The sequence below is a fragment of the Rossellomorea oryzaecorticis genome, from assembly GCF_045897515.1.
Taxonomy (GTDB): Bacteria; Bacillota; Bacilli; order Bacillales; family Bacillaceae_B; genus Rossellomorea; species Rossellomorea enclensis.
Genome location: NZ_JBJOSA010000017.1, coordinates 51,744 through 78,390 on the forward strand (window position 1 = coordinate 51,744; position 26,647 = coordinate 78,390).

Below are 26,647 nucleotides of genomic sequence, written 5' to 3' on the forward strand. Positions count from 1 at the left end.
GCTTCTTTTGAATTCCTCACGCCACTGATTTTAACCGTGAGGGGCTGCTATTGGTTTTTCTTTACACGTGCACGCTGGTTCGCAGCGTTAGCGCGGGCCTGTGCTTCCATATCAGCCTGATCGGCAAGCTCCCTTGAGAACTCTTCGTCCACACCGTCTGACTTTAACGCAGCCGGCGTCTGTGGAAGGCTGTTTTGGTTTTTATCGTGTTTTTTATGTCCTCGAGATCTGCCCAATACAAACATCCCCTTTTTGTCAGGTTAAAAACAAAGGTACAAGCATCACTTTGAAGTGAACTTGTACCTTTATTGTTTATCAAAAGAGGGACTTTTAGTTAGGTAATATTTGCTTACGTATGACGTTTGGGGCTGAATCCCGCTGCACGGTCAGCTCTTTTGAATTCCTTCGAATAAGTGACTTCCTGCATACTTGACAGTTTTGATCTGTCTTTGTCTTTTTTACGTTTATTATCCATTCTATGTACTTCCCTTCTTTCAAGATTTAGTATTTATTTTTACCTTGAAAAGAAGGGGGCATACCTATTTCGAATGATAAATATTGACGAGGGCGCTTTCAAGTTCAGGATATTCGAATTGAAAGCCGTTCTCTGAAAGGACGCTCGGCAGCACTTTCTGGCCTTCCAATACAAGCTGGCTCATTTCACCCATGGCAATCTTCAGTGCAAATGGAGGGACCGGTATCCAGTGGGGCCTCCCCAATACACTTCCAAGAGTGATCCCGAATTCTTTCATTCTGAGCGGTGTGGGGGCCGTAACATTTACCGGGCCAGAGATCTCCCCGTTTTCAGCAGAAAAGCGCAGCGCCCTCGCAACATCGTCAATATGAACCCAGGACATCCACTGATTACCCGGTAAAACCGTGCCTCCTGCAAATAATTTATAGGGAAGGGCCATGCGGGGAAGGGCGCCATCTTCTTCGCCGAGAATGATGCCAAATCGGGTATAGACGACCCTGAAACCTGCTTTTTCAGCTTTCGAAGCTTCATTTTCCCATATTTGAACCGTTTCCCCGAGAAAATCATCTGCTTTCTCAGCAGACGCTTCCGTGTACGTGTTTTCTGTAGAAGAAGGATAGAATCCGATTGCGCTTGCATTGATCAGACAGGAAGGCGGATCCGTCAGATTCTTCATGATACTGATGACTTCCTGCGTCGATGTAATACGGCTGTTTATGATCCGCTTCTTCCGTTCATCGGTCCATCTGCCGCTGTTGATCGATTCACCCGCAAGATTGATGAAAACTTCTGTACCTTCAAGTCCATCCTGTGGATGAGAGTCGTCTGTCAGCCATTTCACATAAGTGACTCCCCGTCTTTTTTCATATTTTTCAGGGCTCCTTGTCAATATGACAACTTCATGATTGTGGTCCAGCAGCTCACGGGTCACTGCCTGCCCGACAAACCCCGTTCCTCCGGTAATGGCAATTTTCATGATTATCCCTCCAGTTATAGTTATTATTTTACCTATTTGCAGAATTAAAAACATATTCGGATGTGTTACAGTAAGAAGGAGGTGGAAAATATGGGTGTCATTACGAAAATTACGAAGCAAGTGAAAAATGATGAAAGGTATAACTTATTTATAGACGGCAAGTATGCGTTCAGCGTTGATGAAGTGGTGCTAGCTAAATTCGGCCTGAGAAAAGGGCTTGAAGTGGATGAGCTGGAAATCTCTGAAGTGCAATATGACGATGATGTAAAAAAAGCATTGAACAAGGCGATTCACTTTTTGTCCTACAGAATGAGGACAGAAAAAGAAATCCGCGATCATTTGAAGGACAGTGAGTTAGACGGAGCCATTATCGGGGAAGTCATCCATAAACTAAAGGATATGAAGTATATTGATGATTTAGAATTCGCGAAGGCTTTCACAGGGACCCAGATCAATACTTCTGACAAAGGCCCGGGCTGGATAAGAGGGGAATTATACCGGAAAGGTGTCGATGATCCATATATTGAAGAGGCACTCGATGCTTTTACGTTTGAAATGCAGGTGGACAAAGCAGCAACCATTTCAGAAAAGCTCATGAAGAAGTACAGGAAAGATTCATTTATGATCGCCAAACAGAAAATCGAACAGAACCTGCAGCGCAAAGGCTATCCCGGCGCAGTGATGAAAATCGTTTGGGAGACAATCGATACAGATCGCGATACGGACGAACAGTGGGATGCCCTTTATCACCAGGGACAGAAAGCTCACAGAAGGCTGTCGTCCAAATATGAGGGCTATGAGTATGAACATAGAATGAAACAGACCTTGTACCGGAAAGGATTCGCGATCGAAAAGATCGAACGTCTCCTGGAAGTGTTAAAAGAAGAGGAATAGAAAACGGAAGAAAAGTCGAGGGGGCCCTCGACTTTTTTACGTTCACTTTTTTGACTCAATGGTGATTTCATCATTCGATTTGTATTTTTCCACGATGATTTCCGCAATTTCAACCGGAGAGCGCAATCGAGAGCGGTCGCTGATATGGTCACTTTCATCCCAGAAAGGTGTATTCATCCCGCCCATATAGGTATTGACGACCCTCAGGTTCGAATCTTCATATTCCTTTTGAAGGCTCTCACCGAACCCTCTCAGTGCGAATTTGCTCGCCACATAAAGCGATTCATTCTTCTTGCCTCTCAGCCCGGCAGTGGAGATGATATTGATAACAGTCGTTCCCACCTCTTCCAATTGCGGCAGAAGTGCTTTTGTTATACGGATAGGTCCGAGTACATTGGTTTCAAACATGGCCTCCAGTTCATCATCACCAGTGTTTGAAAATGGACCAAAATAGCCGACTCCTGCATTATGTATCAACAGTCCAAGGTCGTCTTGAAGGAGTTTTGTGGAGCAAACCTGTTCAATTTCAAGTGGTGAACGTACATCAAGAACCGCATAGGACACCTCGCCGCCAGCCTTTCTTATTTCCCCTGCAGCTTCTTCAAGCTTTTCCTTCGTACGTCCAAGCAGAACGATATGAAAGTCCTTTGAAAGCAGCTTTCCCAGTTCTTTCCCAAGACCGGTGCCGCCGCCTGTGATGATCGCTTTTTTCATGATGGATCGTCCTTTCTGATTCTGATTTATTTATGTTATTATGATGGCTGTTTACCGGCTCAAGCAGGTGATTGGAGTGCAAGACGAAGACTCCTATCAGAAAAGCCGAAGGGCTTTGGTCAGAGGCTTATGACATGTGCCTTTAAGCCCTGCAGCTGGACAGTGGATCCCTCAGGAATCTGAAGGAGGCTCACGGGTCACCCTCGGAAAGCGAAGACTTGCACGGAAATCAACTGCGTGATTAATCAAATCAGCCTATCCACTTTCCTTATTGTATCATTTTATCTATACTAATCAGTAGTAGAGGTGATGAGAACATGGAACAGCAAGAAAGAAGATACAGCGAAATGTCACAGCATGAATTGCAGCAGGAAATCGCAAACCTGAAAGAAAAGGCAAGAAAAGCAGAGCAGCTGGGAATCGTCAATGAATTCGCAGTACTTGAACGCAAAGCGCTCATGGCGCAGGCATATCTGAAGAACCCTGACGACTATGAGCCCGGCGGCATTTACCCGATTGAAGGGGATCCCGGTGTCTTCTTTAAGATTTACTATCTGAACGGAGTATTTGCCTGGGGTTACCGTTTGGGTGGAGATGGAAAGGAAGAGGCCCTGCCGATTTCCCTGTTGAAATCTGACAAAAAATAAAATCAAGACCCGTCTCCCGCCGCTTGAAGCGATGAGTGACGGGTCTTGACAGGTTATGAACGCTTACGTGTTTCAGCTTCCAGAATGATCATATTCTGGGTTTGCGTGGTTTGTCCATTTGCCTGTGAGTGGGCATGCTTCGGATTATAGAATGCCTTGTTAAATGGACTGCTGTACTTATTTCGGTTGAAATTATTTTTCATGTTTCCCATCGTGACTACCCCCTAAAAAAGTGAACTTCGTTAAATTGAGTCTTGCTTTCTTTTTCCTGAAGACGCCATGCGTTCTTGAGGATGGGTATTGATGGTGCCATTGGCCCTTTTGGATGCATATTCAGCTTTCGCTCTCGGCTCCCCTTCGAACTTATTATTGTTCATGTTCGGGAATCCTGTTGTTTTATTACGCATAATCTGCCTCCTAAAAGGTTTTATACTTTCACACCGTGAAAAAGCAAAGGCTTCCACTAAGCTTGGCCACGTACTAATAGTATGGTTTGAACGCTGTACTTTATCATAAAAACAAATGGAAAAGGAGGAGATGAAATGGAGTCGACATTCCACGAACTCACTGAATTGTTACTCGAAAAAAATGAAGAGCTTTCATATGAGAAGGCAAGAACCTGGGTTGAACTTGTATGGGAGGATTTTGAAACGACCTATGCAAAAGCAGGCTATGAATATCAAGGAAAAGAAATGACCGAAAAAGTGGTGCGCCAATGGATTACGAACTATGGTGCCCGTATCCATGAATTCGCCGCCAGGAATCCGAAATACAAACACCTTCTTGATCATGAAAGTAAAGACGGAGGTTTAACGCATTAAAATAATGAAGGACAGTCCTTTAAAATAATGAAGGACTGTCCTTTGACTCGTTAATCAATCAAAATGTCGATGTCTACCTTTTTACGGAGTTTTTCCTCGCTGAAGACCCAGCCTGTATAAGAGCTGACGACGTTCATGTCTTTGTCGAGCTGTACAAGTGCGACGAAAGGATAATGCCCGTTATTGCGATAACGGAGATCGATGAAGCACACTTCATAATGATCGTCGTATTCATCCACTTCCCATCGGTAAACAGGGGAGAAGGATAAGAACGCTGCAAGGTTTTTATCCTTTTTCGCAGCTGTGATGACCGGCAGATCCGGAACAGGAATCCGATTGAATTCGTCAAAAATCGTAATCGAACGCCTGAATGCCCTTGCGACATAATATTTATCCTTCGTCACCACCGCCAGCCTCCATTGAAAGAAGCGAAGAGTCGGGGAAACGATGATCTTTTCGGCTTCCGGTATCCTTCTTTTCACAGCGTTCTTGACGGCTTTTTGTACCTGAAACCTGAGGACATAATAGGCGAAAATGACAATATACATCACAAGGAAAGTCCTGCCAGGTGGAAAACCAAGCCCCCACAGGCCAAGTCCGAAGACATGGATGATAAAAATTGGCAGGTCAAAAGTGTTGATCACACCCAAAGCGACCCATTTCGACGATATCGGCCTCAGGGCCTGTGTGCCGTATGCGTTGAATATGTCGACAAATACATGCAGGAAAACCGCAATAAATGTCCAAATCCATAAATGAAGCAGATTTGCTTCAGGAAAAAAAGGGTAGATGCATCCGACGATAAGGAGGGGCCACAGCAAAACGGCCGGGATACTATGTGTGATCCCACGGTGATGCCGGATGTAGACAGCATTGTTCCGCAGTTTCAACACAGTATCGATGTCAGGGATCTGAGAACCAATGACCGCAGCTATAAGGACGCTCGCAGAAGTGGCGCTGCTTTCGGCAACTGCCGGATCAAGCGTGGCCAAGCCTCCAAGGGCAAATCCCATAACGATATGAGTACCTGTATCCAAAAAAAGTCCTCCCTTGACTGAATTCGTTTGTTTTCGCTGCCCTTCATGATATGGTTAAAAGGAGTTTATTTCAAATGAAAAAATCATTACAAATTTATCTTGAATATGAAATCAAGCAAAGTCTCCATCAACAATACCTGCAGATCATGAGAAACATCCTGAAGTCCCTGCCGCAGTATGACGCAATGGATATCCGCTGGGAAAAATCAGATGCGGACACTTATCGATACATTGAGACATTCACTGTACCGACAGAGGCGCATTTTCATGCTCTCAGACGTTTGCGTACATCCCGTGGTCATTTATTATTTGGATTGCTGGATGACTGCATCAGCGGCGGGTTGAAAGAAATGAAATGCATCGGGCTGAAAAAAAGTTCATAATATATTATTTATTCCCTATTCACCGCAACATCTAACATCTTTGGAGGTACAAATTGAAAGAACAACCGTTAAAATACTTAGAGACCATTGAACGTGAGGATTTTCAGAAAGATTTAATCTCCTGGTTTTCAAGAGAACAGCGCAATCTGCCGTGGAGAAGGGATCGTGATCCATATAAAGTGTGGGTGTCGGAAATCATGCTTCAGCAGACTAGAGTGGATACTGTCATTCCCTATTTTAACCGATTCCTTGAAAAATTTCCTACATTGGATGCGCTTGCCCTTGCGGAAGAAGATGAAGTACTGAAGGCGTGGGAAGGACTTGGTTACTATTCCCGGGTCAGGAATTTGCAATCAGCCGTAAAGGAAGTGCATGAACAATATGGAGGGATCGTTCCGGATACACCAAAAGAGATCTCTTCACTAAAAGGAGTCGGTCCTTATACGGCAGGAGCCATCCTCAGCATAGCCTATGGCAAGCCGGAGCCTGCAGTGGACGGGAATGTCATGCGGGTGTTTTCGAGAATCCTTTCAATCTGGCTTGATATCGCAAAACCATCGTCTAGAAAAGTCTTTGAAGAAGCTGTAAGAGCCCTTATTTCAAAAGAAAATCCCTCTTATTTCAACCAGGCATTGATGGAGCTGGGAGCATTGATATGTACACCGACATCACCTTCTTGCCTGTTGTGTCCAGTACGTGAACATTGCCGTGCGTTCGATGAGGGTGTTCAGGAAGAACTTCCAGTTAAATCAAAAAAGAAAGCCGCACGCAAACTTAATATGGCCGCCGCAGTGATCTTCACTGAAGATGACCGGGTTGTCATCCATAAACGGCCGGGAACAGGACTGCTCGCGAACCTGTGGGAATTCCCGAATTTCGAGGTGAGCACTTCAAGGAGCGGCAGGAAACAGCTGGAAGAAAGGCTGGAAGCTGATTATAAAGTGGACGCTTCATTGAAAGCTGGCGTCATCACCAAGATACAGCATGTATTTTCACATATCATATGGGATATTGAAGTATATGCAGGCAGCGTGGAAAGCAGTGCACTAAATGAGACTGAGCTGATAGCCGTAACTGAACAGGAGCTGGAAAAATACGCATTCCCGGTCTCTCATCAAAAAATATGGAAAGAAACGAAACTCATAAAGAACTAAACCCAAGGCCCGTCCTTCTGCGCTTTAAAGCATCGAGGGACGGGCCTTAGGACTTTCTAATCGTAAATCGTTTTTGTTCCATGCGTATAGTCCGCTTCGCCCCGGTTCAATCCACCCCTGTTTTCAATCTCTTCAACGATTTCCCGATGAATAGATTGTCCTTCTGTGTTCAAATAGGGTACTATTTGTTGTAGTGAATGATGGAAGTAGGCTAGTTCGCTTTTCTTCCATTCACTTTTAGGAAGCATGGACAGCTCCGTCATATCCCGTCCGACATACATACGATCAGACCTCCCTTTCTTTTGTTAACTCTCTTAGTTTTCAATAAGTAGCGGCTGATTATGCTTTAAAAAACATTTGCTTGATATGGAAAATGAATTGAAAGGATGATTATAGTGAGTGAAAAAGTAGCATTGGTGACAGGAAGCAGCAGGGGCCTCGGCAGAGAAATCGCCATTCAACTGGCACAGCAGGGATACGACATCGTCGTAAACTATGCACGAAGTAAAAAGGGAGCGCTGGAAACAGCAGAAGAAGTGGAGAAATTGGGACGGAAAGCGTTTGTCGTCCGTGCGAATGTCGGGGATGTGGATAAAATCAAATCGATGTTCGAACAGATTAAAGAAGAATTCGGGCGTCTCGATGTCCTGGTCAGCAATGCGGCCTCAGGAGTACTCAGGCCTGTAATGGAGCTTGAAGAGTCACATTGGGACTGGACGATGAACATCAATAGCAAAGCGCTATTGTTCTGTGCCCAGGAAGCAGCGAAACTGATGGATAAAGGCGGAAGAATCGTCAGCATCAGCTCATTGGGTTCCATCCGTTACCTTGATAACTACACGACGGTGGGTGTCTCGAAAGCAGCGGTCGAAGCACTGACACGTTACCTGGCTGTAGAGCTTGCTCCAAAGAACATCATCGTCAATGCTGTTTCCGGAGGAGCGATTGATACGGATGCACTCAAACATTTCCCGAATCGTGAAGAACTTCTTGAGGATGCACGTAAAAATACACCTGCTGGACGAATGGTGGAAATCGAGGATCTTGTGAAGTCCGTTCTGTTCCTTGTTTCAGATGATTCATCGATGATCAGGGGGCAAACGATCATCGTGGACGGAGGACGTTCACTGCTTGTTTAAAGGCCCATTTATGGAATGTTTTTCCTCATATTTTTTGGATAGTCTCCCTCACGCCTGGTTATCTTAATTAGCGTGGAGGTGATTACAATGGCAAAACAACCAAACAAAACTCAATCTGGTACTAGCGTTCAACACGTGAAACAACAAAACGCTCAAGCTGGAGCTGCTCAGCAACAATACGGTACTGAGTTCGCTTCTGAAACAAACGCTCAAGAGGTGCGTCAACAAAACGCTCAATCTCAAGCTAAAAAAGGTCAAAACTCTGGTCAACAACGCTAATCGGCTTTGATCAGGCTGCACCCGCTGTCTCAGCGGGTGCTTTTTCACGTTAAAGCATGGAGGGACGGGCCTTTAGTCTGCTAATGGCCCGTCCCTCCATGCTTTTAGGCAATCGACAAAAGAGGTGCGATTATGACAGATGTAGTCAAAGGGTTTGGCGGGCATGAGGAGAATGTTTAGGATAGAACTTGTTTTAGAAGGGATGGTAGGTTGATGCAGCAAAGATTTAATCAATTAGTATCCGAACAGTTGGCGACAATGGATAAGCTGTTGTTTCTTCAGGCAGAAATAGAGCGGTGCCAGAAACTTGAAAATGAACTGATCGAATTGCAGGAACTCACAAAGGTACAATCACTGAAAACCGAAATCTTTCAAAAGAAAAGAGAACTCAAAGAAATCCACCGCATCTTCCAGGAACAAACCGACGACGTCATCCGCTCCTATCAGGAAGAATACAAAGAAGTCACGACATAATTCATTTTCAAAAATTTTATTTCAAAGGATTAAGGATGAGGATAAATGGCCCGGCTGCTCTCCAGCAGTTGATTGGAGTGGCAAGACGAAGACTTCTGACAGAAAAGCGGAAGGGCTTTGAAGAGAGGCTTATGACATCTGCCTCTAAGCCCTGGAACTGGACAGGGTTTGCTGCGAGAATGCCAGGAGGCTCACGGTCACCCGCGGAAAGCGAAGTCTTGCACGGCAATCAAATGCGGTGTACAGAAGGATAATCAATATTGTACTTGTCCTGACCAAAACAAAATCGATACAAGTTTCTTGAAACGGGCCATCTTTAAAGGAGAATTTCCTTAAAGACAGCCCTTTTGTTTTAAATTTACGAGGGAAACGTTATAATGATAGAATAAACACTTATATACATGGAATTTGTTAGGAAAGAAGGGGATACAATGGCTGTTCCCACTGAAGGGCGATCTGTACAAATACATAGTTATAAGCACGATGGAAACATCCACCGGATATGGAACGAAACAACTGTTTTAAAAGGCACGAACAACATCATCATCGGTGGAAACGACCGGACACTCGTCACGGAATCCGACGGCAGGACATGGATGACGCGGGAACCGGCAATCTGTTATTTTCATTCTGAACTATGGTTTAACATTATTTGTATGATCCGTGAGGACGGGATTTATTATTATTGTAATTTAAGTTCACCATTCGTATACGACCATGAAGCAATCAAGTACATTGATTATGATCTGGATATCAAAGTGTTTCCGGATATGACGTATACCTTGCTTGATGAGGATGAATACGAGGCTCATCGAAAATTGTACGGTTACCCGGATGTGATCGATCACATCCTGAAGAGGAATGTAGACAAGCTTGTACGGTGGATCCGGCAGAGGAAAGGTCCTTTTGCGCCTGACTTTATCGACATCTGGTATGAACGCTATTTGACACACAGGGGGTAACCAACCTGAACAACAGTATAGTTTACGAAGGGCTGACCCGGCAAGGAGCCTCCTTTTCTCTTCCTGCACAGGCAACTGGAGAAAAGGAAAGTAATGTTCCTTACGGGTCATCCCTTTTTCATTGGGTTTTACTTCAGAGAACGAAACACAGGCATATATCCAGAAAGGAGCTTTGACTTGGATAGTATTAAACGTTACCTGCAATTTGTTAAGCCTTACCGCTGGCAGATCATAGGTACACTTATCATAGGCATCATAAAGTTTGCGATTCCTTTGCTAATCCCTATTCTCATTAAATATGTCATTGATGATATCGTGGGCAATGGGACCTTATCAACTCAGGAAAAAACAAATACATTATTGACGGTCATGGGCGTCATGCTCGTCCTGTTCCTTATCATTAGGCCCCCGGTGGAGTATTACAGACAATACTTTGCACAGTGGACCGGGAATAAAATCCTTTTTGATTTAAGGGATACGCTGTTTTCACACATTCAGAAATTGAGTTTTAAATATTACTCCAATACTCGTGCGGGAGAAGTGATCTCGAGAGTGATTAATGATGTCGAGCAGACAAAGAATTTTGTCATCACGGGATTGATGAATCTTTGGCTGGATGCAGCAACCATTATTATTGCGCTGGCCATCATGTTCACCATGGACGTGAAGCTGACCCTGGTTTCATTGATTGCCTTTCCTTTCTACGCATTTTCCGTGCGTTATTTCTTCGGCAGGCTGCGCGGACTGACCAGGGAGCGCTCCCAGGCGCTTGCAGAAGTGCAAAGCCATTTACATGAACGGGTGCAGGGGATGTCCGTCATCAAGAGTTTTGCAGTGGAAGATTACGAACAAAAGCAATTCGAAGGACAGAACAGCAACTTCCTTTCAAAAGCGTTGAAGCAAACGAGTTGGAATGCAAAAGCTTTCGCGGTTGTGAACACGATTACGGATATTTCTCCGCTGATCATCATCGGATACGCTGGTCTGCAGGTAATCGAAGGTGATTTGACGATAGGGACAATGGCAGCGTTCATTGCCTACATCGATCGGTTATATAATCCGCTGAGAAGGCTGGTGAATTCATCGACGACCCTTACACAATCAATCGCATCCATGGACAGGGTTTTCGAATTCATGGATGAAAAATATGATGTTGACGATGAGCCGGGTGCGGTTCCGTGCCGGAATGTCGAAGGGAATATTCAGTTCAGGAATGTATCTTTCCAATACGACCCGCAGGAAGAAGAGGTGCTGAGAAACCTCAACCTGGATATCCACTCCGGGGAAACCGTAGCACTTGTCGGGATGAGCGGAGGGGGGAAATCCTCCCTTGTCAGCTTGATCCCGCGCTTCTACGATGTGACCAAAGGGGAAATCCGTCTGGACGGTACAGATATCAGAAGATTCGAGGTCAGGTCTCTCCGGGATAAGATCGGAATGGTCCTCCAGGATAATATCCTTTTCAGTGAATCTGTGAAAATGAATATTAAATTCGGGAACCCGGAAGCAAGTGATGAAGATGTCATCAAAGCGGCAAAGGCGGCAAATGCCCATGATTTCATCATGAAACTCCCTCAAGGGTATGATACACGGGTAGGGGAAAGAGGAGTGAAGCTTTCCGGCGGCCAGAAACAGAGAGTCGCCATTGCAAGGGTCTTCTTGAAAAATCCTCCCATCCTTATCCTTGATGAAGCAACATCTGCCCTCGATCTTGAGAGTGAGCATCTGATTCAGGAAGCATTGGAAGAATTGGCTAAAGATCGAACCACATTCATTGTGGCTCACCGTTTATCCACTATCACCCATGCCGACAGGATCATCCACATGGAATATGGAGAAATTGCCGAGATGGGCTCCCATCAGGAATTGATGGAAAGACAGGGACATTATTATAAGCTGTTCCAGGTTCAACAATTAGATCAATGATTGAAGGCCCGTCCTTCGCTGCAGAGAGCAGTGAGGGGCGGTTTTTTGTGTTTGGGAGAAAAGTAACAAATATTTTTATGGAAATACCAATCATCTCCTATAAATGGACCGGACGCTTCTTTACTCTGCTAAAAACTATGGGAGGAATGAATCGGGTTTTTGGACATATATTGAAATGGATTAGGAAACATAGACGAAAAAATAGGGAAAGAAGAAAATTCTGAAAATAGATTGCAACATTTGTAACATCTTGTATAATAAGAATCATATAAAAATTTAGAAAAGTACCATAATTGAGAAAAGAGAGAATTGTTTCAAGGGGAGGATTTGAATGAGTCAAGCACGTCCTTTACTAACTGTAGAAGATCTAAGGACCTCCTTTTTTACCGATGACGGAGAAGTTCCTGCAGTCGATGGCGTTAGTTTTCATGTAAATGAAGGTGAAATCCTGGGAGTGGTCGGAGAGAGCGGATGCGGTAAAAGTGTCACATCCCTTTCAATCATGGGGCTGGTGCCCAGTCCGCCGGGGAAAATTACAGGCGGCAAGATCCTTTACAAGGATGAAGATCTGACAAAAGCTTCTGGAAAACGGATGAGGGATATCCGGGGGAATGACATCGCGATGATCTTCCAGGAACCAATGACATCGCTGAACCCTGTATTTACAATAGGAGATCAATTGACTGAAGCAATACGCATACATACAAAAGCGACAAAGAAAGCAGCCAGGGATAAGGCAGTCGAAATCATGAAGTTGGTCGGCCTACCTCGCGCTGATGAACTGATCAAGGAATATCCGCACCAGTTATCCGGTGGGATGAGGCAAAGGGTCATGATCGCCATGGCCATGATATGCGACCCAAAAGTGCTGATCGCAGATGAACCTACCACAGCACTCGATGTGACCATACAGGCACAGATCCTTAAGCTGATGAAAAAGCTGAACAAGGAATTGAATACGGCAGTGCTTCTGATCACCCACGACCTGGGAGTCGTTGCAGAGACGTGTGAGAGAATCGTCGTCATGTACTCAGGTAAAGTGGTTGAAGAAGGAACAGTGGAAGAAATCTTTAAAAACCCACAGCATCCTTATACGAAGGGGCTCATCCAGTCTGTCCCCGATATGCGGGTTAAACAGCAGCGGCTCCATTCGATCCAGGGGAATGTTCCAAAGCCAGGTTCGATCAAGCGTGGATGCCGGTTTGCCGCACGCTGCGACTATGCTTTCGACCGCTGTCTTGTAGAGACGCCGGAATTATATGAAACGACACCAGGACATTGCACAAGGTGCTTCCTGTTCGATGAAACAGAGGAGGGAGTTTATGACGGAACCATTGCTGAAAGTTGAGAATCTTAAAAAACATTTCCCGATAACAGGCGGAATTCTTGGACGGCCTGTCAGCTCCGTCAAGGCAGTAGACGGCGTCTCTTTTACCGTGAACAAAGGGGAGACGCTCGGGATCGTCGGTGAAAGCGGATGTGGTAAATCCACCACCGGCAGGATGCTGATGAGACTGATCGACCCTTCCGAGGGGAAGGTCACTTTCGAAGACAGGGAGCTTACGAGTCTATCAAACTCGGAGATGAGAAAGATCAGAAGGGAAATCCAAATGGTCTTTCAGGATCCGTATGCTTCCTTGAACCCGAGACATACGGTTGAAAAGATTTTGGAAGAGCCCCTTAAAGTACACGGGATGGGATCTGCCAAGGAAAGAAGAGAAAGAGTGCATGAACTCTTGAATATCGTCGGTCTGAGCAGTTATCATGCAAAACGCTATCCGCACCAATTCAGCGGCGGGCAGAGGCAGCGGATCGGGATTGCCCGTGCGCTCATGACGAAGCCCAAGCTGATCATTGCGGATGAACCTGTCTCGGCATTAGACGTATCAATCCAGTCCCAGGTTTTAAATCTGATGCAGGATTTGCAAAAAGAGTTCGAACTCACCTATATTTTCATTGCGCATGATCTGGGTGTGGTCCGGCATATAAGCGATAGAGTGGGAGTCATGTATTTAGGGAAAATGGTAGAGCTCAGCGATAGTGAGAACTTATACGAGGAGCCTCTGCATCCTTACACCCAGGCTCTTCTCTCAGCGGTCCCGATACCAGATCCGGACTTCAAGAGGGAAACACAGCTTCTGCAGGGGGATATCCCGAGTCCTTCCAATCCGCCGAGCGGATGCACCTTCCATACCCGCTGCCCTTTCGCAACGGATGTATGTAAAGAGAAGGTGCCGGAATTCAAGGAACACCAACCAGGGCATTATGTAGCTTGCCATCTTTATTAGGCGGCAAGCCTCATAATATATAAACATTATTCAGGAGGGGATTTCATTGAGGAAGAAAGGCTGGTCAGTTTTATTGCTGCTCATCTTGGTCCTGTCATCCGTACTTTACGGATGCGGAGGTTCTGAAGGTTCTTCAGGAGAAGGCAGCGACAGTAAAGATAGCGGAGATCCGAAAGTATTGATCTTCGGACGCGGGGGAGACTCAGTAGCTCTTGACCCGGGTACTGTAACAGACGGTGAATCATTCAAGGTAACGAAGAATATTTTTGAAACGTTAGTGAAATTCGGTGAGCAGGATACTGAACCAAATCCTGGACTTGCAGAGGAATGGAAGGTATCTGACGATGGACTGACTTATACATTCACACTTCGTGAAGGGGTCAAGTTCCAGGACGGTACCGACTTCAATGCAGATGCAGTAGTGAAGAACTTTGAGCGCTGGATGAACGGGAACGCTGATACATTCCCATATTACAGCTCAATGTTCGGAGGCTTCAAAGGTGATGAAGGTCACGTAATCAAAGAAGTGAAGGCTGTAGACGATAAGACGGTTGAATTCGTTCTGAAGCGTCCTCAAGCTCCATTCTTAAAAAATATCGCGATGAGTCCTTTCGCTATCGTCAGCCCTAAAGCAATTGACGAATTGGGTGACAAACTTGGCGAAGCACCGACAGATGCAGGTACAGGCCCATTCAAGTTTGTTGAGTGGAAACGTAATGACAAGATCGTCCTTGAAAAGAATGAAGACTACTGGAACAAAGATCTTCCTAAACTTGATCAAGTGGTATTCAAATCAATCCCTGAAAACTCTGCTCGTCTGAATGCATTGATTTCAGGTGAGATCGATCTTGCAGATGGTGTGAATCCAAGTGATGCCTCTCAGGTTGAAGGCAATGATCAATTACAATTATTCGAACGTCCGTCAATGAACGTTGGATACTTAGGTCTAACATCTACCCGCAAGCCGTTTGACGATCCTAAAGTACGTCAGGCAATCAACTACGCAATCAACAAGCAAGAGATCGTAGATGCCTTCTTCGAAGGTAAAGCGGATGTTGCGAAAAACCCTATGCCTCCAGTAATCGCTGGCTACAACGATGATATCGAAGGCTATGAGTACAACCCTGAAAAAGCAAAAGAACTTCTTGCAGAAGCAGGTCACGAAAAAGGATTCGAAATGGAACTGTGGGCAATGCCTGTTCCGCGTCCTTACATGCCGGATGGTCAAAAAGTGGCAGAAGCCATTCAGGCTGATCTCGCTGAAGTAGGAATCAAAGCCAACATCGTTTCTTATGAGTGGGCAACTTACCTTGATAAAGCAAGTAAAGGGGAAGCTGATGCATTCTTGCTTGGCTGGACTGGCGATAATGGTGATGCTGATAACTTCCTTTATGTGTTACTTGATAAAGACAATATCGGAAGCAACAACTACTCTTACTACAGTAATGATGAACTTCACAAAATCCTGATCGATGCGCAGACAGAAGTCGACCAGGCAAAACGTGAAGAGCTTTACAAAAAGGCCCAGGAAATCATTCACGAAGATGCTCCATGGGTACCTCTTGCTCACTCTACGCCATTACTTGCAGGAAGTGCAGCAATCAAAAACTTCAAGCCGCATCCAACTGGTTCCGACTGGTTAGGCGCAGTTGATATCGAACAATAATCAGTAGCGGAGGACGGGGGAGATATCATCTCCCCCGTTTATACATAGTGGGGCAGAGCCCGGCAAGATTAAATGAACGAACTTCACAGTATTATAGAATCTCCATTCAGAGAGGTGAACAAGATGTTTCAATACACCATACGAAGACTGCTTCAATTGATTCCCGTCTTACTCGGGATGACCCTGATCGTATTTTTCATTATCCGTGCGATACCTGGGGATCCAGCACAGGTCATCCTCGGGCAGCAGGCCACAAAGGAAGCGGTAGAAGCGCTGAGGATGCAGCTTGGACTCGATAACCCATGGTATGTACAGTATTTCAACTATCTGGGGGGACTGCTGACAGGCGACCTGGGAGAATCACTGCGGACCAAGGTAGAAGTGTCATCAGAGATCTGGCCGTATTTGGCTGCGACTTTCGAACTTGCCCTTGTGGCGATCATCATTGCAGTGGTAATCGGGGTGAATGCAGGGATCATCAGTGCGTGGTTCCAGAATTCATGGTTTGACTATACCGCTATGATCTTGGCCTTGATAGGTGTATCCCTGCCTATTTTCTGGCTTGGTTTGATGGAGCAGTGGATATTCGGAATTCAGCTGGACTGGCTTCCTACAACCGGAAGGGAAAACATACGGAACCCGATTGATTCGATTACGAACCTGTATTTGATAGACACACTCATCCAGGGTGATTTCAAGCAGATGGGAGAAGTAATCAAGCATCTCATCCTTCCGGGAGTTGCGTTAGCCACCATTCCAATGGCAATCATTGCCCGGATGACACGTTCAAGCATGCTTGAAGTCATGCGTTCCGATTATATCCGTACCGCACGTGCAAAAGGATTGAAAATGTTCTGGGTTGTGTACAAGCACTCCCTGAAGAATGCAATCATTCCGGTTTTGACTGTCATTGGACTCCAGATGGGGCTTCTCCTGGGCGGTGCCATACTGACTGAGACCATATTCGGATGGCCGGGCATCGGACGCTATATTTATGAAGCCATCGGATACCGAGATTATCCTGTGATTCAATCCGGCATTCTCGTCGTCGCCACCATCTTCGTAACAATCAACCTAATCGTAGATTTACTGTATGCGGCCGTAGATCCGCGTATTAAATACAACTAACATCGACAGAAGAAAGAGGTGAACTCTCATGTCAGAAATAGCAGAACCGCAAAAAGAGATGAACCCTTCTCTCCAGGAAGAAACGGTGTCTCCCTGGAAAGAAGCATGGAAGAGCTTTGTGAAAAATAAGATTGCCCTGGCAGGTTTTTGTATCGTCCTGTTTTTCGTCATACTCGCCATCGCAGCTCCTGCCATTGCCCCAGAGGGAATCAATGACCAGGATTTATCCAAAAGGCTGCAAGCCCCTTCTTCAGAGAACTGGCTGGGAACGGATGACTTTGGACGTGATATCCTGTCGAGAATCATCCATGGGGCGAGAATTTCATTAACGGTCGGTTTCTTCGCGGTTATCGGGTCCGCGGTAGTTGGAAGTCTGCTTGGGATCGTGGCTGGATATTACGGAAGATGGGTGGATACAATCATTTCCCGGTTTTTCGATATCATGCTTGCCTTTCCGAGTATCCTGCTTGCAATCGCAGTAGTAGCAGCTCTTGGACCTTCTCTTCGAAATGCACTTATCGCCATCGCGATCATCAATATCCCGAACTTTGGACGTTTGATCCGTTCGAGGGTGCTGAGTGTTAAACAGGAAGAATACGTCATGGCTGCAAAAGCGATTGGTATGAAGGACAGCCGTATCCTTTTCAGCCATGTGCTTCCTAACAGTATGGCTCCGATCATCGTCCAGGGGACACTGGCGATCGCCACCGCCATCATTGAAGCTGCCGCTCTTGGCTTCCTTGGTCTCGGTGCGCAGGCACCGACTCCGGAATGGGGCAAAATGCTTGCTGATGCCCGGATGTTCATGCTCCAGGCTCCGTGGACCATGATCTTCCCGGGTCTGGCCATCATGCTGACGGTTCTCGGGTTCAACCTGATGGGAGACGGGCTGCGTGACGCACTCGATCCGAAGATGAAGAACTAATAAAAAAGATCGTCCGCTCCCTGTGGGGATGGACGATCTTTTTTATTCTTCTTCTTCACGGATTTCCACTTCGTTTTCTTCTGTATGGTAAGACTGAAAGCTTGTGATCAGCTTTTCGAGGTGCTCAAGATGCTCATCATAAAGAAAAATGGCCGAGAAGATATGAAGCATATGGAAGTTCTGGACATTTTCATTTTCGCTGTTGTTCTGGATTTCAGTCAGCATCCTTTTCAGCAGCTCTTTTCGGTGCAGGCATACATCCTGATAGGCTTCAGAATCTGTATGGGGATGCATCTTGCCGATGAATTTCAGCAGCAGCTGTTCATGATAAGTCAGGAGGCAGTCGAGCTGTCCTTTAATGCTGTTCTTAAGTTCATCGGGCAATTGCAGGATTTCATTTTCATAGCGGTTTATCCTCTTCAGGATATCGAAGCTTCTGTTGGCCGTCGATATCATCTGCCTGTAAATGACGAGCTTACGGCTTTTGGAAATCGTGTTCTTCTTGAAATAATCCCTTTCTTCCTTATAAAGAAGATAAAGTTGGTCGACCTTGATCAATTTTTCTTTCATCCGTTCAAGGTCTTTTTTCAGCAAGTGGAATTCAGTCGCATGCCTCATGCTCAATCTGATCCATTTTAAAATCTCTTCACTTGAGTCTGCAATTCTATGATACAGCTTGGTTTCGTATTTAGGCGGGATGAACACCAGGTTCACAAGGAACGAGGAGAAAACCCCGATCATGATCGTTGAAAAACGTATAAGTGCAAACTGGATGAATGCCTGATCGGTGACTTCCATGATGGCAATCAACGTCACCAATGCCAGGCCGATCGTTTTTTCCAATTTAAGTTTAAGTATGATGGCAATGGCTACAATGGCAGCGAATCCGACTACAAGCGGATTGCTTCCGAATAAAAGAACGAATATGACGGCCGTTCCGGCTCCAATCAGGTTTGCCTGGATTTGTTCGATAATAGTTAAATAAGAGCGGTAAATGGTCGGCTGAACAGCAAATATCGCTGCAATCCCTGCGAATACTGGAGATGGAATGCCTAACATCTGTGAAACAAGCAAGGCAATGACGATCGCGATTCCCGTTTTAAGGATGCGGGCACCAAGTTTCATGCAAACAGGTCCTTTCTTGAGTGACTTTTGATAAACAATACTGTACTATACAGGCATTTTCAAGCAATAGCAATAGGCAAATGAAAATAGTTTTATACAATTTTATTACCTTATTCGACAGGGGTTAAACGGGGGATTAGTTTATTGGGAATGGCAGGGTTTACATGATATTAGGAATATTCCATTTGAAAATGCCGCAGTTGATTTCGGTGGGAGACTTCGCTTTTCGCAGGGTTGGAAGTAGGGGTATTGTTCGCTATGTTTTGGATGTTTTTGGTAAGTGACGGAATTATTTTCAAAATTCGAAGATTAATGGTCGGATTTCGAAGATTTCGGCCCGGAAACGAAAGAATAAGTCGAGTTTTCGAAAGATTCCCGGCCAAAATTGAAAGATTATCCAAAAAATTCCCGAATTGAAGTGCTAAAACGAAGCTGAACCTCCTCAACGTCCCGTCTGTGTGTCAGAAAAGCAAAGGCGGCTCTTTCAGAGGCGGCAAGCATAAGGCAAACAAGCCGGAAAGGCGCTTGGTTTGTTTGACTTATGACCTCGAGCCCCTAGCCCCGGAGCTGGACATCTCTTATCCCTTCCTCGATCACCCGCAGGAGTCAAATTCGCTAGTATCCATTCACATTACTAAAAGGCACATAATTAGTATTTTAAATAAACCTCCATTATTAAAAGAAAATCCCCGCTTCAAATATGAAGCGGGGGGAAATTGAAAATAGTATATTACAGCTGGGCAAATGCTTTGTCTACTGCTTCCAGTGTTGTTTTGATGTCTTGTTCGGTGTGCTCTGTTGTGAGGAACCATGCTTCGTATTTGGATGGGGCGAGGTTGATGCCCTGGTTCAGCATAAGCTTGAAGAATTTGGCGAACATTTCTCCGTCTGTGGCTTCGGCCTGCTCGTAGTTTTCAACTTTTTCTTTTGTGAAATAAAGAGTGAGTGCACCTTTCAGGCGGTTGACTGAAATCGGTGTATTATGTTTTTCGGCTGCGGCCAGTATTCCTTCTTCAAGCTTCGCACCAAGTGCATCGAGCTTCTCGTAAACGCCATCTTGTTTAAGAACCTCAAGGCAGGCGATCCCTGATAGGATGGAAGCAGGATTTCCTGCCATCGTACCAGCCTGGTATGCAGGCCCGAGCGGTGCAACCTGTTCCATGATTTCAAGCTTGCCGCCGTAAGCACCGATCGGCAGGCCTCCCCCGATGATCTTTCCAAGCGCCGTGAGATCCGGCTGTACCTTAAGCATATCCTGGGCACCGCCGTACATAAAGCGGAAAGCAGTGATGACTTCATCATAAATGACGAGACTGCCGGCGGCGTGGGCGATCTCATTGACCTGCTCGAGGAATCCTTCTTTCGGCTCGACAATGCCGAAATTCCCTACGATCGGCTCAACCAGTACCCCTGCTATTTGATCTCCCCATTTTTCCATGGCTTCCCTGAACGGCTCGATATCATTGAAAGGGACCGTAATGACTTCCTGTGCGATGCTCTTAGGCACCCCCGCAGAATCTGGTGTTCCAAGCGTTGAAGGGCCTGAACCCGCTGCAACAAGCACCAGGTCGGAATGACCGTGATAGCAGCCGGCAAATTTGATGATTTTATCTTTTCCTGTATACGCGCGGGCCACACGGATGGTCGTCATCACGGCTTCAGTACCTGAGTTGACGAAACGCACTTTATCCATATAAGGCATCGCTTCTTTGATCATCTTCGCAAACTTCACTTCGTGGCGGGTAGGCGTCCCGTAGAGCACCCCGTTTTCAGCAGCTGTCTTGATTGCTTCTGTTATATGAGGGTGTGCATGCCCGGTGATGATGGGGCCGTATGCTGCCAGATAATCGATGTATTTATTTCCGTCCACGTCCCAGAAATAAGCACCTTTTCCTCTTTCCATGGCAACAGGGGAGCCTCCGCCCACTGCCTTATAAGAGCGGGAAGGGCTGTTCACCCCTCCTACGATATGTTCCAGAGCTTCTTTATGTAATGATTCTGATTGAGTAAAATTCATTGGATTACCTCCTGGATTATTCCTGTCAACTTACCTTTTCTATTGTAGTATGGGCGCGAGCTTTTTAGCAAATTAGATCTGGACTTCGGAATGAAATCAATGTCAAAAGCGTACATATACAGAGACAAGCTTTGAAAGTGGGAATCTTGATGATCTATTTGATGGCTTTCATGATTCTGATCTGTATGATCATGAGTTTAAGAGCGTTATTCTATCCTTCCAGGTGGAAGGTCCACTATGTATCCTTTCATCATTTTTTCTTTCTGGGCATGTGCTATGTGACCATTATGCTCGGATTTGGACTCCTGTTTACCCTGCTGCAGCTTGAAGGGGTGCAAATCCTGGTGGAAAATGGACGGCCTGTTACCGGGGACTTTTTTGATCACTTCTTTACAACGATGTACTTCAGCGGGATTACCTTATTTTCAGTCGGCTACGGGGATGTGACCCCTGTCGGCATAGGCAGGGGTATCGCGCTAATTGAATCATGGCTCGGATTTACGATTCCGGCTGCTTTCGTTGTGAAATCATTTATGAATTATGAAAAGTGATTCCTTATGATTTGAGTTTTTCCCTCCCATTGGGTACGCTAACGTTAGAATCATGAAAAATGGAGGGATCAGGAAATGACGGTTGAAACAGGACAGAAAGCACCCCAGTTTGAATTGACGGCCAGTAATGGTGAAAAAGTGAAACTCTCTGATTACAGGGGCAAAAATGTAGTGCTTTATTTCTACCCGAAAGACATGACGCCTGGGTGCACCACGGAGGCTTGTGACTTCAGGGATCAGCATGAAAATTTTGATAAACTTGATGCGGTGATCCTAGGCGTTAGCCCGGACCCGGTTGAGAAGCATGAAAAGTTCGTGGAGAAACATGGTCTGCCATTTTTATTACTGGTGGATGAAGATCATAAAGTTGCTGAAGAATACGGCGTCTGGAAGCTGAAGAAAAACTTCGGTAAGGAATATATGGGGATCGAGCGTTCCACTTTCATTATCGATAAAGAAGGAAATATGGCAAAAGAATGGAGAAAAGTCAGGGTGAAGGGGCATGTTGAGGAAGCGCTGAAATATATAGAAGAAAATCTCTCATAAGCCTATTTTTAAGCCTATTTTATAAAGGATGAGGCTTTTGTCCATTCACTTGAATGAAAGGGACATATAGTAAGATTAGGGCAACCTCCTCAAATAAGTCAGTCTCATCCGTGTAAGGACCGATCAAGATCGGTCCTCTTTTTTTTATAGAAGATTCGGAATTATGATAAACTATCTTCAATAGGTATGGGAGGGAAAAGGATGAAAGTGATATTTACGTTTCAGCCTAAGGAAGAGTTCGTAAACGATTTGAGGAATCACTTTCCTGGTGCTGAATTTTCTTTTTTAAAAAAGATCAGCAATGCTGAAGAAGCATTACCTGACGCAGAAATCATCGTCACGATGGGTGAGGATTTGACTGACCGGCATATTGAACGTGCAAGAAGCCTGAAGTGGATCATGGTTACTTCTGCGGGGCTGGAGAAAATGCCGTTTGAAGCAATCAGGAAAAAAGACATCCTGGTCACAAACGCAAGGGGTATACATAAGGTGCCGATGGCTGAATTCACATTAGGATTGATGCTTCAGCATGCCAAACAGCTGGGGTCCGTACTAAAGCAAGAGGAAGAGGGAGTATGGAGCAGACGGCTTCCAACATCTGAACTGTATGGTGCCTCTCTGCTTGTTTTAGGGGCAGGCGCCATCGGAAGTGAAATTGCCAGACTGGCAAAAGCCTTCAACATGAAGACAGCCGGGGTGAATTCAACCGGTAAAATGGTGGAACACTTTGATCAGATGTTTACACTCAGAACTTATAAGGAATATCTTCCGCACGCAGACTATCTTGTAGCAGTACTGCCGAGCACAGACGATACAAAGTACACCCTCAAAACGGAGCATTTTGATAAAATGAAGGATACAGCGGTATTCATCAATATCGGCAGGGGTGACCTGGTTGAAGAATCCGTGCTGCTGGAAGCGGTGAAAACAAAGAAGATCGGCCATATCTTCCTTGATGTATTCGAGCGGGAGCCGCTGCCTTCAGCTCACCCATTCTGGAAGGAAGAAGGCATTTCGGTGACACCGCATCTTTCCAGCATCACAAAGATGTATATGCCCAGAGCACTTGAAATTTTTAAAAAGAATTTAAAAGCATATAGTAATAATAGAAGTGAAGAAATGATGAATGTGATCGATACAGAGAGGGGTTACTAAGATGAAAATATATACGAAATCGGGCGATAAGGGGACAACTTCACTGGTATACGGTTCACGTGTATCAAAAAAAGACCAGCGTGTTGAGGCCTACGGAACTTGTGACGAAGCGAATTCAATGATCGGACTCGGGTTAAGCTATTTAAAAGCAGAGTATTTCGATGGAAAAGAAAAGTTTGAAGGGTTCTTCCACAAAATTCAGACAGCCCTCTTTCATGTGGGGGCTGAACTTGCGACACCATCCGGGAAAGAAGTGAAGTGGAAGCTTGAAGATTCAGATATAAAGGAGCTTGAAGAACAAATCGATTTTCTTGATGGAACACTTACGCCGTTGAAAAACTTCATACTGCCCGGCGGCCATCCTGCAGGAGCGGCACTGCACTCTGCCCGAACCATTGTAAGAAGAGCAGAGCGCGAAGCCGTAGGAATAGGGGAAGATGTGAACCCTTTAGTATTGTCATACCTCAACCGGCTTTCCGATTTCTTATTTGTGGCAGCCAGATACATCAATCAACAGCTGGGGGAAGAGGAAAAGAATCTGCATCAGTAAATGATTTTAAGGGCTTCATATACGGTTATACAAAGCCACTTCAGCGGTTGAATGGAGTGCAAGACGAAGACTCCTAACTGAAATGCGGAAGGGCTTTGCTCAGAGGCGTGTGGCATAAGATGAATCGGCCTGGAAGGCGCACTTTGCCTTCTTGGGCGGTTTGGCTTATGACATGTGCCTCTAAGCCCTGAAGCTGGACAGTTCCTATCCTTGAATAAGGAGAGGAGGCTCCCCAACCGCCCTCCGAAAGCGAGGTCTTGCACGGAAATCAATAGCTGTGTTTAAAAAATAAACGTTATTTTTAAGTATGCGCTGAGGTGAAAGATTGACAAAAGGTTGTCCTGATTAGTACACTATTTATAAAGATTATAAAATAATAATTCTTATGAAAAGAGGTGCATGGCGATGTTAGAAGAAGGACAATTGAAAGAAGCAATTGCAACATTGAAAGAAACCGGAGTCCGTATCACGCCTCAACGTCATGCGATTTTAGAGTTTCTAATCGATTCAATGGCTCATCCTACAGCTGATGACATATATAAGGCACTCGAAGGGAAATTCCCTAATATGAGTGTGGCCACTGTATATAACAACCTGCGGGTCTTCAGGGAAGTGGGTCTGGTGAAAGAACTGACATACGGAGATGCTTCAAGCCGCTTCGACTTTGTCACGACAGATCACTATCATGTCATCTGTGATGGATGCGGTAAGATCGTAGACTTCCACTATCCGGGATTGGATGAAGTAGAGCAGCTCGCTTCTCATGTGACGGGTTTTAAAGTCAACAATCACCGTATGGAAATCTACGGTACCTGTACGGAATGCTCTACAAAAGAAACTCACTAAAGAAATGGTTCCCCGCCCGGGAGCCATTTTTTCTTTTGTAAGGCTGTTTTCTAAAAGATTGTTGCTTTCCGTAAATAGACTTGTAACCTGAATGCAGCTTGTAGACGTGCTCTTTTCGAACTCAAGTTTAAACTAGAGACGGACGGACAACCCTAAAATACCCAAGTTCCGGTATTTTCTTGTCTGTATAGCAAAAAAGTATGCGAAAAGAGCTTTGTAAAACAAAAAGACCTCCATTCGGAAGGTCCTTGTTTTTGATGTGTCATTTCTTTTTATTATAATCTTCATTAAATTCTTCGCCCTCTAAGTCAGGGTCGAGAGTAAGCGGTTCATTACAGTACATACACATGTCCACCCGGCCGAGGACCTTTGTGACCTTGCCGCAATTCGGACATTTGACCTGGACGGCCTTTGTAGATAACATCCCGATCCAGAAGTAAACCACTGTACTGCCTATGATGGCAAGAAAACCGAGCAGCATGAAAATGGTCATGACCCAAGGGTGCTGTTTGAAATATATACCTACATACATAATAATGAAACCGATGAAAATCAAGCTCAATGCAAACGTACGGATTTTATTGATCTTACTGGAATAATTCTTTGCCATGATTGTCCCTCCTAGAAAAATACTATACCATAATTGAAGGACTTTAGTGGACAGGAAAACCATTTGTCGAAAAATGACTATAATAAGAGAAGGAAATCCTGTTTCAATGTCGAAATAGTTACCAACCAATGATTGATGTGGAGGAGTTTTTAATGGAAGACATTTTACGACCGATTTATCAGGAACGTACCAGTCACCCAAACACATTAGGTGTCTTATTAATAGAACAAAGCAAGAAATCCAGTCCTGTAACCGATACATTCGATATCGTGTTATTTCTTATTGTAAAAGAAGCTGAAGAGCCTGTATTCGTTAAACATTACACATACAAGGAGCATAAGGCTGCCTTACATACCGTTACGGAGGAAAAGCTAAAAGAATGGATCCTTCTGGGGTCCAACCGGAAGGTAATCGATTGGCTGTTCAATGGAAAAATTCTTTTCGACCGGAATGAATATGTACAAAACCTCAAAACCGAGCTGAGGGACTTCCCCTTTTACGGAAGAAAAATAAAAATGGGAATGGAATTCGCCAAATTGATCCGCCGATATATGGATGGCAAAGTGTTCTTTGAATCCAAGCACTATCTTGACGCCTACAATCATATTGTCCATTCCCTCCACCATCTCGCCCGGCTTGCCGTAATCGAAAATGGTTTTCACCCGGAAGTCACGGTTTGGAATCAGGTGAAGCAGATCGAACCGGAAATATATAAGCTTTACGAAGAACTTGTCACCAGCGAGGAAGAAATCGATAAGAGGCTTGAACTGCTGTTCCTGGCCAGTGAATTTCTGATCCACTCAAGAACGAAGGTGGCAGCTGAGCACTTGATTAATATCCTTGAACAGAAAGAACAATGGAGCTTTCAGGAATTGCTTAATCATGAAGAAGCGGGACATTATTCAGTTGACCTTGGCATGCTGATCGAATATTTAACGGATAAAGGCTTCGTTGAAATAGTAGATGTAGAAACAAAGGGCAAAGGTGTTTACCACCGTTATTACCGGGCTCCAAAAAAATTATAGCGAAATATCATTTTCTTATTGACTCCAATAAAGAACCTTGGTATATTAGTAAATGTCGCTGCTGAACGACAAACGAGTACGGTCAGTGGCGACATGAAAAAATAAAAAAGTTGTTGACATCAGGTTGATAACTTGATAAGATTAAAAAGTCGCTTCAAACGAAGTTTGCAGCAAATTGAACCTTGAAAACTGAACAAAACAAGACAATACGTCAACGTTAATTCTAGATTTACCGCAACGATTTAATCGTTGCAAACAAGAGCTATTCAAACTTTTATCGGAGAGTTTGATCCTGGCTCAGGACGAACGCTGGCGGCGTGCCTAATACATGCAA

The 26,647-nt window shown here is 45.0% G+C and carries 32 protein-coding genes and 1 rRNA gene; 22 read left to right on the plus strand and 11 right to left on the minus strand.

Annotation, left to right across the window (positions count from 1 at the left end; genetic code table 11):
• Positions 1–47: 47 nt before the first annotated feature.
• The 3 genes from ACKA06_RS16795 to ACKA06_RS16805 form a co-directional block, all read right to left on the minus strand.
• Positions 48–236, minus strand: a complete 189-nt coding sequence (locus ACKA06_RS16795; protein WP_032086296.1) for a YfhD family protein — start codon at positions 234–236, stop codon at positions 48–50.
• A gap of 113 nt (positions 237–349) precedes the next feature.
• Positions 350–475, minus strand: a complete 126-nt coding sequence (locus ACKA06_RS16800; protein ID WP_074439932.1) for a YfhE family protein — start codon at positions 473–475, stop codon at positions 350–352.
• A 64-nt stretch (positions 476–539) separates the two neighbouring features.
• Positions 540–1,451, minus strand: coding sequence for a TIGR01777 family oxidoreductase (locus ACKA06_RS16805; protein WP_411160225.1), 912 nt, complete (start codon positions 1,449–1,451; stop codon positions 540–542).
• 90 nt (positions 1,452–1,541) lie between these two features.
• Here ACKA06_RS16805 and recX point away from each other — a divergent pair, with 90 nt between their 5' ends.
• Positions 1,542–2,345: a recombination regulator RecX gene (gene recX / locus ACKA06_RS16810; protein ID WP_411160226.1), complete on the plus strand. Its 804-nt coding sequence runs from the start codon at positions 1,542–1,544 to the stop codon at positions 2,343–2,345.
• Positions 2,346–2,387: 42 nt separating this feature from the next.
• Here recX and ACKA06_RS16815 read toward each other — a convergent pair whose 3' ends face one another.
• Positions 2,388–3,059, minus strand: coding sequence for an SDR family NAD(P)-dependent oxidoreductase (locus ACKA06_RS16815; protein WP_411160227.1), 672 nt, complete (start codon positions 3,057–3,059; stop codon positions 2,388–2,390).
• 317 nt (positions 3,060–3,376) lie between these two features.
• On the opposite strand from ACKA06_RS16815, the gene ACKA06_RS16820 reads away from it, so the two are divergent.
• On the plus strand, positions 3,377–3,706 hold the full coding sequence (locus ACKA06_RS16820) for a YfhH family protein (protein WP_411160228.1): 330 nt from the start codon (positions 3,377–3,379) through the stop codon (positions 3,704–3,706).
• A 53-nt stretch (positions 3,707–3,759) separates the two neighbouring features.
• Here ACKA06_RS16820 and ACKA06_RS16825 read toward each other — a convergent pair whose 3' ends face one another.
• Together ACKA06_RS16825 and ACKA06_RS16830 are read right to left on the minus strand one after the other, a co-directional pair.
• Positions 3,760–3,918, minus strand: coding sequence for a YpzG family protein (locus tag ACKA06_RS16825; protein ID WP_071620246.1), 159 nt, complete (start codon positions 3,916–3,918; stop codon positions 3,760–3,762).
• 30 nt (positions 3,919–3,948) lie between these two features.
• Positions 3,949–4,113, minus strand: a complete 165-nt coding sequence (locus ACKA06_RS16830) for a small, acid-soluble spore protein K (protein ID WP_032086301.1) — start codon at positions 4,111–4,113, stop codon at positions 3,949–3,951.
• Positions 4,114–4,248: 135 nt separating this feature from the next.
• Here ACKA06_RS16830 and ACKA06_RS16835 point away from each other — a divergent pair, with 135 nt between their 5' ends.
• A complete protein-coding gene (locus ACKA06_RS16835) occupies positions 4,249–4,527 on the plus strand; it encodes a YfhJ family protein (RefSeq protein WP_032086302.1) in 279 nt (92 codons plus the stop codon).
• Positions 4,528–4,577: 50 nt separating this feature from the next.
• Here the strand turns inward: ACKA06_RS16835 and ACKA06_RS16840 are convergent, their stop codons facing one another.
• On the minus strand, positions 4,578–5,564 hold the full coding sequence (locus ACKA06_RS16840; RefSeq protein ID WP_411160229.1) for a metal-dependent hydrolase: 987 nt from the start codon (positions 5,562–5,564) through the stop codon (positions 4,578–4,580).
• A 74-nt stretch (positions 5,565–5,638) separates the two neighbouring features.
• On the opposite strand from ACKA06_RS16840, the gene ACKA06_RS16845 reads away from it, so the two are divergent.
• Entirely contained in the window at positions 5,639–5,947 is a 309-nt protein-coding gene (locus tag ACKA06_RS16845; protein WP_411160230.1) for a hypothetical protein, read from the plus strand.
• Between the two features lie 53 nt (positions 5,948–6,000).
• Positions 6,001–7,101 (plus strand): A/G-specific adenine glycosylase, encoded by a 1,101-nt coding sequence (mutY, locus tag ACKA06_RS16850; protein ID WP_411160231.1) that lies wholly within the window; start codon positions 6,001–6,003, stop codon positions 7,099–7,101.
• A gap of 56 nt (positions 7,102–7,157) precedes the next feature.
• Here mutY and ACKA06_RS16855 read toward each other — a convergent pair whose 3' ends face one another.
• Complete coding sequence (locus ACKA06_RS16855) at positions 7,158–7,382, minus strand: hypothetical protein (protein WP_032086305.1); 225 nt, start codon at positions 7,380–7,382, stop codon at positions 7,158–7,160.
• Between the two features lie 114 nt (positions 7,383–7,496).
• On the opposite strand from ACKA06_RS16855, the gene fabL reads away from it, so the two are divergent.
• From fabL to ACKA06_RS16905, 10 genes are all read left to right on the plus strand, one after another.
• Positions 7,497–8,240: an enoyl-[acyl-carrier-protein] reductase FabL gene (gene fabL / locus ACKA06_RS16860; RefSeq protein ID WP_058296985.1), complete on the plus strand. Its 744-nt coding sequence runs from the start codon at positions 7,497–7,499 to the stop codon at positions 8,238–8,240.
• 87 nt (positions 8,241–8,327) lie between these two features.
• Entirely contained in the window at positions 8,328–8,519 is a 192-nt protein-coding gene (locus tag ACKA06_RS16865) for a gamma-type small acid-soluble spore protein (RefSeq protein WP_032086307.1), read from the plus strand.
• A 213-nt stretch (positions 8,520–8,732) separates the two neighbouring features.
• Entirely contained in the window at positions 8,733–8,993 is a 261-nt protein-coding gene (locus ACKA06_RS16870; protein ID WP_032086340.1) for a YgaB family protein, read from the plus strand.
• A 431-nt stretch (positions 8,994–9,424) separates the two neighbouring features.
• Complete coding sequence (gene ntdP, locus ACKA06_RS16875; protein ID WP_032086309.1) at positions 9,425–9,955, plus strand: nucleoside tri-diphosphate phosphatase; 531 nt, start codon at positions 9,425–9,427, stop codon at positions 9,953–9,955.
• 177 nt (positions 9,956–10,132) lie between these two features.
• A complete protein-coding gene (locus ACKA06_RS16880; RefSeq protein ID WP_232353838.1) occupies positions 10,133–11,881 on the plus strand; it encodes an ABC transporter ATP-binding protein in 1,749 nt (582 codons plus the stop codon).
• Between the two features lie 331 nt (positions 11,882–12,212).
• Positions 12,213–13,229: an ABC transporter ATP-binding protein gene (locus tag ACKA06_RS16885; RefSeq protein WP_411160232.1), complete on the plus strand. Its 1,017-nt coding sequence runs from the start codon at positions 12,213–12,215 to the stop codon at positions 13,227–13,229.
• Complete coding sequence (locus ACKA06_RS16890; protein ID WP_058296983.1) at positions 13,204–14,169, plus strand: ABC transporter ATP-binding protein; 966 nt, start codon at positions 13,204–13,206, stop codon at positions 14,167–14,169. Before ACKA06_RS16885 ends, ACKA06_RS16890 begins: the two co-directional genes overlap by 26 nt.
• A gap of 46 nt (positions 14,170–14,215) precedes the next feature.
• The gene (locus ACKA06_RS16895) at positions 14,216–15,835 is read left to right on the plus strand and encodes an ABC transporter substrate-binding protein (RefSeq protein WP_032086312.1); all 1,620 of its coding nucleotides are present in this window, start codon (positions 14,216–14,218) and stop codon (positions 15,833–15,835) included.
• Positions 15,836–15,958: 123 nt separating this feature from the next.
• Positions 15,959–16,963 (plus strand): ABC transporter permease, encoded by a 1,005-nt coding sequence (locus tag ACKA06_RS16900; RefSeq protein WP_032086313.1) that lies wholly within the window; start codon positions 15,959–15,961, stop codon positions 16,961–16,963.
• A gap of 28 nt (positions 16,964–16,991) precedes the next feature.
• Positions 16,992–17,888, plus strand: coding sequence for an ABC transporter permease (locus ACKA06_RS16905; RefSeq protein ID WP_032086314.1), 897 nt, complete (start codon positions 16,992–16,994; stop codon positions 17,886–17,888).
• 42 nt (positions 17,889–17,930) lie between these two features.
• Here the strand turns inward: ACKA06_RS16905 and ACKA06_RS16910 are convergent, their stop codons facing one another.
• Complete coding sequence (locus ACKA06_RS16910) at positions 17,931–19,013, minus strand: FUSC family protein (protein WP_058296982.1); 1,083 nt, start codon at positions 19,011–19,013, stop codon at positions 17,931–17,933.
• A gap of 730 nt (positions 19,014–19,743) precedes the next feature.
• Entirely contained in the window at positions 19,744–21,030 is a 1,287-nt protein-coding gene (locus tag ACKA06_RS16915; protein ID WP_411160233.1) for a glutamate-1-semialdehyde 2,1-aminomutase, read from the minus strand.
• A 149-nt stretch (positions 21,031–21,179) separates the two neighbouring features.
• On the opposite strand from ACKA06_RS16915, the gene ACKA06_RS16920 reads away from it, so the two are divergent.
• From ACKA06_RS16920 to perR, 5 genes are all read left to right on the plus strand, one after another.
• On the plus strand, positions 21,180–21,581 hold the full coding sequence (locus tag ACKA06_RS16920) for an ion channel (protein WP_032086317.1): 402 nt from the start codon (positions 21,180–21,182) through the stop codon (positions 21,579–21,581).
• Positions 21,582–21,656: 75 nt separating this feature from the next.
• Positions 21,657–22,127: a thioredoxin-dependent thiol peroxidase gene (bcp, locus tag ACKA06_RS16925; protein ID WP_411160234.1), complete on the plus strand. Its 471-nt coding sequence runs from the start codon at positions 21,657–21,659 to the stop codon at positions 22,125–22,127.
• A gap of 201 nt (positions 22,128–22,328) precedes the next feature.
• Positions 22,329–23,282 (plus strand): D-2-hydroxyacid dehydrogenase, encoded by a 954-nt coding sequence (locus ACKA06_RS16930; RefSeq protein WP_411160235.1) that lies wholly within the window; start codon positions 22,329–22,331, stop codon positions 23,280–23,282.
• A gap of 1 nt (position 23,283) precedes the next feature.
• Positions 23,284–23,832, plus strand: a complete 549-nt coding sequence (locus ACKA06_RS16935) for a cob(I)yrinic acid a,c-diamide adenosyltransferase (protein WP_032086320.1) — start codon at positions 23,284–23,286, stop codon at positions 23,830–23,832.
• A gap of 405 nt (positions 23,833–24,237) precedes the next feature.
• The gene (perR, locus tag ACKA06_RS16940; protein WP_098151171.1) at positions 24,238–24,678 is read left to right on the plus strand and encodes a peroxide-responsive transcriptional repressor PerR; all 441 of its coding nucleotides are present in this window, start codon (positions 24,238–24,240) and stop codon (positions 24,676–24,678) included.
• Between the two features lie 262 nt (positions 24,679–24,940).
• On the opposite strand, the gene ACKA06_RS16945 is transcribed toward perR, so the two are convergent.
• A complete protein-coding gene (locus tag ACKA06_RS16945; protein ID WP_032086322.1) occupies positions 24,941–25,288 on the minus strand; it encodes a YgzB family protein in 348 nt (115 codons plus the stop codon).
• A gap of 152 nt (positions 25,289–25,440) precedes the next feature.
• Here ACKA06_RS16945 and ACKA06_RS16950 point away from each other — a divergent pair, with 152 nt between their 5' ends.
• Both ACKA06_RS16950 and ACKA06_RS16955 read left to right on the plus strand, forming a co-directional pair.
• Complete coding sequence (locus tag ACKA06_RS16950) at positions 25,441–26,313, plus strand: nucleotidyltransferase-like protein (RefSeq protein WP_058296978.1); 873 nt, start codon at positions 25,441–25,443, stop codon at positions 26,311–26,313.
• A 274-nt stretch (positions 26,314–26,587) separates the two neighbouring features.
• Positions 26,588–26,647: ribosomal RNA gene (locus tag ACKA06_RS16955) — 16S ribosomal RNA — on the plus strand; the annotation flags it as partial.

Bases quoted from the DNA above. Each gene is read 5' to 3' on its own strand.
- ACKA06_RS16805 (WP_411160225.1), bottom strand. From the start codon at position 1,451: ATGAAAATTGCCATTACCGGAGGAACGGGGTTTGTCGGGCAGGCAGTG.
- ACKA06_RS16900 (WP_032086313.1), top strand. From the start codon at position 15,959: ATGTTTCAATACACCATACGAAGACTGCTTCAATTGATTCCCGTCTTA.
- ACKA06_RS16935 (WP_032086320.1), top strand. From the start codon at position 23,284: ATGAAAATATATACGAAATCGGGCGATAAGGGGACAACTTCACTGGTA.
- ACKA06_RS16890 (WP_058296983.1), top strand. From the start codon at position 13,204: ATGACGGAACCATTGCTGAAAGTTGAGAATCTTAAAAAACATTTCCCG.
- ACKA06_RS16820 (WP_411160228.1), top strand. From the start codon at position 3,377: ATGGAACAGCAAGAAAGAAGATACAGCGAAATGTCACAGCATGAATTG.
- ACKA06_RS16905 (WP_032086314.1), top strand. From the start codon at position 16,992: ATGTCAGAAATAGCAGAACCGCAAAAAGAGATGAACCCTTCTCTCCAG.
- ACKA06_RS16800 (WP_074439932.1), bottom strand. From the start codon at position 475: ATGGATAATAAACGTAAAAAAGACAAAGACAGATCAAAACTGTCAAGT.
- ACKA06_RS16815 (WP_411160227.1), bottom strand. From the start codon at position 3,059: ATGAAAAAAGCGATCATCACAGGCGGCGGCACCGGTCTTGGGAAAGAA.
- ACKA06_RS16885 (WP_411160232.1), top strand. From the start codon at position 12,213: ATGAGTCAAGCACGTCCTTTACTAACTGTAGAAGATCTAAGGACCTCC.
- perR (WP_098151171.1), top strand. From the start codon at position 24,238: ATGTTAGAAGAAGGACAATTGAAAGAAGCAATTGCAACATTGAAAGAA.
- recX (WP_411160226.1), top strand. From the start codon at position 1,542: ATGGGTGTCATTACGAAAATTACGAAGCAAGTGAAAAATGATGAAAGG.
- bcp (WP_411160234.1), top strand. From the start codon at position 21,657: ATGACGGTTGAAACAGGACAGAAAGCACCCCAGTTTGAATTGACGGCC.
- ACKA06_RS16870 (WP_032086340.1), top strand. From the start codon at position 8,733: ATGCAGCAAAGATTTAATCAATTAGTATCCGAACAGTTGGCGACAATG.
- ACKA06_RS16865 (WP_032086307.1), top strand. From the start codon at position 8,328: ATGGCAAAACAACCAAACAAAACTCAATCTGGTACTAGCGTTCAACAC.
- ACKA06_RS16825 (WP_071620246.1), bottom strand. From the start codon at position 3,918: ATGGGAAACATGAAAAATAATTTCAACCGAAATAAGTACAGCAGTCCA.
- ACKA06_RS16835 (WP_032086302.1), top strand. From the start codon at position 4,249: ATGGAGTCGACATTCCACGAACTCACTGAATTGTTACTCGAAAAAAAT.
- ACKA06_RS16855 (WP_032086305.1), bottom strand. From the start codon at position 7,382: ATGTATGTCGGACGGGATATGACGGAGCTGTCCATGCTTCCTAAAAGT.
- ACKA06_RS16950 (WP_058296978.1), top strand. From the start codon at position 25,441: ATGGAAGACATTTTACGACCGATTTATCAGGAACGTACCAGTCACCCA.
- ACKA06_RS16920 (WP_032086317.1), top strand. From the start codon at position 21,180: ATGATCTATTTGATGGCTTTCATGATTCTGATCTGTATGATCATGAGT.
- ACKA06_RS16830 (WP_032086301.1), bottom strand. From the start codon at position 4,113: ATGCGTAATAAAACAACAGGATTCCCGAACATGAACAATAATAAGTTC.
- ACKA06_RS16910 (WP_058296982.1), bottom strand. From the start codon at position 19,013: ATGAAACTTGGTGCCCGCATCCTTAAAACGGGAATCGCGATCGTCATT.
- ACKA06_RS16930 (WP_411160235.1), top strand. From the start codon at position 22,329: ATGAAAGTGATATTTACGTTTCAGCCTAAGGAAGAGTTCGTAAACGAT.
- ACKA06_RS16915 (WP_411160233.1), bottom strand. From the start codon at position 21,030: ATGAATTTTACTCAATCAGAATCATTACATAAAGAAGCTCTGGAACAT.
- ACKA06_RS16945 (WP_032086322.1), bottom strand. From the start codon at position 25,288: ATGGCAAAGAATTATTCCAGTAAGATCAATAAAATCCGTACGTTTGCA.
- ACKA06_RS16845 (WP_411160230.1), top strand. From the start codon at position 5,639: ATGAAAAAATCATTACAAATTTATCTTGAATATGAAATCAAGCAAAGT.
- ntdP (WP_032086309.1), top strand. From the start codon at position 9,425: ATGGCTGTTCCCACTGAAGGGCGATCTGTACAAATACATAGTTATAAG.